We start from the raw sequence: 3,860 nt of genomic DNA, 5'->3' as shown, positions 1-3,860 counted from the left end.
GGCGGCGAGCACGGCGCGGGCGCCGGCGAGCTTGGTGCGGCCGTAGTCGCCGCTGGGGCGGGCCGGCGTGGTCTCGGTGATGAGGGTGCCGGGGGCGACCGGCCCGTACTCGTGCACGGAGCCGACCTGCACCAGGCGGGGGCGGTGCGCGAGGAGGGCGAGGGCGGCGACGAGCCGCCGCACCAGGCGCACGTGCGCATAGGCCATCTCCTCCTGGGTGCTGCCCCAGCCGCCGGTGGCGTTGACGACGGTGTCGACGCGGGCCGCGCGCAGGATCCGCGCGGTCTCGGCGGGGTCGGCGGCGGCGACGTCGAGCGGCAGGAACGGGTGGCGGGCCGCGTGCGGGGCGGGGTGCCGGGCGATGGCGAGGACGTCGGCGCCGCGGCGGGCGAACGCCGCGCAGACCTGCCGGCCGACGCATCCGGTGGCGCCGAGCACGGCCACCCGGCGCGCCGCCGGCCGCGCTTGCCCGGGGCCGGCCGGTGCGCCGGTCACGGGCGCCGCGCGGGCTGGCCGGCCGCGTGCAGGGCCTCCTCCCGCCGCACGCTGTCGGCGTAGGTGGGCAGGACGCCGGCCGCGCGCGCTTCGGCGAGGGTGGGTGCGGCGCGGTCGCGTTCGGACAGGACGGGCTCGATGTCGTCGGGGATGGGCAGGCCGAGGGCGGGGTCGAACACCGACAGCGCGAGTTCGTTCTCGCGCACGTAGCCGCCGGAGAGCATGTAGGACATGACGGTGTCGTCGCGCAGCGCGACGAAGGCGTGGCCGACGCCCACGGGGAAGTACATGGCGCGGAAGTCGCGCTGGTCGAGCAGGACGGCGTCCCAGCGGCCGTAGGTGGGCGAGCCGACGCGGATGTCGACGACGATGTCGAGGGCCTCGCCGCGGGCGCAGTACACGTACTTGGCGATGCCGGGGGGTGTCACGGTGAAGTGCACGCCGCGGATCACGCCGCGCCGGGACCGGCTGTGGTTGGTCTGGGCGACGGGGAACAGCCGGTGGCCCATCCGGTCGACGAACCCGTGCTCCTGGAAGGGGGACACGAACAGGCCGCGCTCGTCGTGGTAGGTCTTCGGCTGGAACTCGTACGCGCCCTCGACGGCGAGTGGGCGTGACTGCATGCGGGCTCCTGGTCGTGGTGGTCTGCGGTCGGCGGTGCGGGCGTCGGCGGGCCGCTGCGGCGCGGCCGGTCGGGGGCGGTCAGGGCCGGGGGGCGCGGTGCGCCGCGGTGAGGCGTTCGAGGAGCGGCACGATGTCGTTGGGGGCGGGGGTGCCGAGCGCCTCGCGGCGGAGCCTGGCGGCGCTGTCGGCGAAGGAGGGCTCGTCGAGCAGCCGCAGCAGTTGGGCGCGCAGGTGCCCGGGCGTGACGCCGCGGCCGTCGCTGATCACCAGTCCGGCGCCGGCGTCGGCGAGGCGCTGGGCCTTGTGGCCGCTGTCCCACACCATGTCGGGGAGGACGAGCTGGGGGACGCCGTGGGCGAGGGCGGTGCTGAACGACCCCGATCCGCCGTGGTGGACGATGGCCGCGCAGGTGGGCAGCAGCGCGTTCAGGGGGACGAAGTCGACGACGCGCACGTTGTCGGGCACGTGGCCGAGGGCGGCGAGCTGCTTGGCGTTGAGGGTGGCGACGACCTCGGCGTCGACGTCGGCCACCGCGTCCAGCAGGTCGCCGATCGATGCGCGGTCGGCGCCCATGACCTCGCGGTGCGCGATGCCGAGCGTGAGGCAGACGCGGCGGCGCTTGGGGGGCTCGTGCAGCCAGGCGGGGACCGCGGCCCGGCCGTTGTAGGGGACGTAGCGGACGGGGACGTAGCGCAGGTGTTCGACGGGGAGCCGCAGCGAGGTGGGGACGGGGTCGATGGTCCACTGGCCGGTGACCATCTCCTCGGTGAAGTGCGTGCCGTAGCGTTCGGCGCTCCAGGTGAGCCACTCCCGGAGGGGGTCGTCGCGCAGCTCCGGCGGGCGGCGGGCGAGCAGGTCGAGGAAGGTGGCGCGCATCCGGCCGAGCAGGTCGAGGCCGAACAGTAGGCGGGCGTGCGCGGCGCCGGTGGCCTGGGCGACGACCGGTCCGGCGAAGGTCATGGTGTCCCAGACGACGAGGTCGGGCCGCCACTCGCGGGCGAACTCGACCAGGGAGTCCATGGTGGGCTCGGGTGAGGAGTTCTGGAAGACGGCGGCGGTCATCGCGGTGAACACACCGAGCACGTAGTCCCAGGTGAGGCGCTCGGGGCGGAGCTCGTTCATGTCGAGTCCGGCGTTGGTCTCGGCGTCGGCCAGGTCCGCGTCCTCGCCGAGGCCCTCGTTGACCTCCTCCATCGCCTCGCTCAGGTTGAGCGGCTCGCCGACCGAGACCGCGGTGAGCCCGGTGCTGGTGATGGCGTCGGCGAGGTCGGGCTGGCTGGCGACGCGTACGTCGTGCCCGGCGGTGTGCAGGGCCCACGCCATCGGAACCTGGGGGAAGAGGTGGGATTTCTCGGCGAAGGTCGTGAACAGGACCCGCATGGGTTCCCCATCCTGTCGAGTGCTGGTGCGGCGGCCCGCTCAGCCGGCGGCGGAGGGCGCCCGGTGCCGCTCGGTGAGTTCTTCGAGGAGCGGGACGATGTCGTTGGGCGAGGGCGCGGCGCGCGCCTGGTCGCGGAGCCGGCGGGCGCCTTCGGTGAAGCGCGGCTCGGTGATGACCCGGTGGACGCGGTCGCGCAGCGCGGCCGGAGTGAGCTCGGTGACGGGCAGGCCCAGGCCCGCGCCGGAGCGTTCGAGCTGTTCGGCCATGACGGCGGTGTCCCAGCCGAAGGGGATGATGACCTGGGGCACGCCGTGCAGTTCGGCGGTGGTGCGGGTGCCGAACCCGCCGTGGTGGACGACGGCGGCGCAGGTCGGCAGCAGGTCGTTCATGGGGACGAAGTCGACGACGCGCACGTTGTCGGGCACGTCGGTGAGGCGGGCGCGCGCGGCGGCGTCGAGGGTGGCGACGACCTCGGCGTCGAGGTCGGCGACGGCGGCGAGGATGCTGGCGGCGGTGTCCGGTTCCAGGGACTCCGAGACCCCGAACGTCAGGCAGACGCGGGGGCGGCGCGGCGGTTCGCGCAGCCACGCGGGCAGGACGGAGGGGCCGTTGTAGGGCACGCAGCGCACGGAGACGGTGTGCAGCCCGAGCGGGAGCCGGGAGCCGGGTGCGGTGCAGTCGATCGTCCACTGCCCGGTGAGCAGCTCCTCGTCGAAGCCGCGCGGGCAGCCGAGGCGGTCCAGGGTCCAGGTGAGCCATTCGGCGGTGGGGTCCTCGCGGTGCTCCGGCGGCTGGGCGCGGGCCTGGCGCAGGAATTCCTGGCGGGCGCGCAGGGCGACGTCCACGGAGGAGACCACGCGGGCGTGCGCGGCGCCGACGGTCCGGGCGACGGCGGCGCCGGCCATGGTGTAGGTCTCCCAGATGACGAGGTCGGGCCGCCACGCGCGGGCGACGTCGAGGAGTTCGTCGACCATCGCGTCGGTGTTGAGTATCCCGTACAGGCCGGGGACCATGACGGTCTCCAGGGCGAGGAGCCGCTCCCACGTCCACTGCCGGGGGTCGCGGCGGGCGAAGTCGAAGTCCTGGACGTGCCGGGTGGCCTCCTCGTGCAGGCCCTCGGCGAGGGCGGCGTCCAGGGGGTCGTCGTCGCCGGTCCACCGGATGGGGACGGCGGTGAGTCCGGTGCGGGTGATGGTCTCGGTGAGCTCGGGCTGGCTGGCGATCCGGACCTCGTGGCCGGCGGTGCGCAGCGCCCAGGCGATGGGGACGAGGGGGTAGTAGTGCGTGCTGTGGGCGAGGGAGGTGAACAGGACCTTCATGCGCCTCTCTCCGGCCGGCGGCGGGGCGGTCAGGTGGTGCG

Annotated in this window: 4 protein-coding genes; all 4 read right to left on the bottom strand. The window is 74.8% G+C overall.

What is annotated here, in order from left to right; translation table 11 throughout:
* On the bottom strand, positions 1–438 hold a 438-nt coding region (locus DEF28_RS25875; protein ID WP_199493551.1), incomplete at its 3' end, for an NAD-dependent epimerase/dehydratase family protein.
* A 53-nt stretch (positions 439–491) separates the two neighbouring features.
* Positions 492–1,118 carry a dTDP-4-dehydrorhamnose 3,5-epimerase family protein gene (locus DEF28_RS25870; RefSeq protein WP_114400753.1) on the bottom strand — a complete coding sequence of 209 codons (627 nt, stop codon included), beginning with the start codon at positions 1,116–1,118 and terminating at the stop codon, positions 492–494.
* A gap of 79 nt (positions 1,119–1,197) precedes the next feature.
* Complete coding sequence (locus tag DEF28_RS25865; protein ID WP_114400752.1) at positions 1,198–2,499, bottom strand: activator-dependent family glycosyltransferase; 1,302 nt, start codon at positions 2,497–2,499, stop codon at positions 1,198–1,200.
* Positions 2,500–2,538: 39 nt separating this feature from the next.
* A partial coding sequence (locus DEF28_RS25860; RefSeq protein ID WP_325049036.1) for an activator-dependent family glycosyltransferase occupies positions 2,539–3,860 on the bottom strand: 1,322 nt, incomplete at its 5' end.

Origin of the sequence: Marinitenerispora sediminis (genome assembly GCF_003336425.1) — a bacterium.
GTDB lineage: Bacteria > Actinomycetota > Actinomycetes > Streptosporangiales > Streptosporangiaceae > Marinitenerispora > Marinitenerispora sediminis.
Note: the sequence above shows the minus strand (reverse complement) of the source record. Positions and strands in the feature narration are given on the sequence as shown.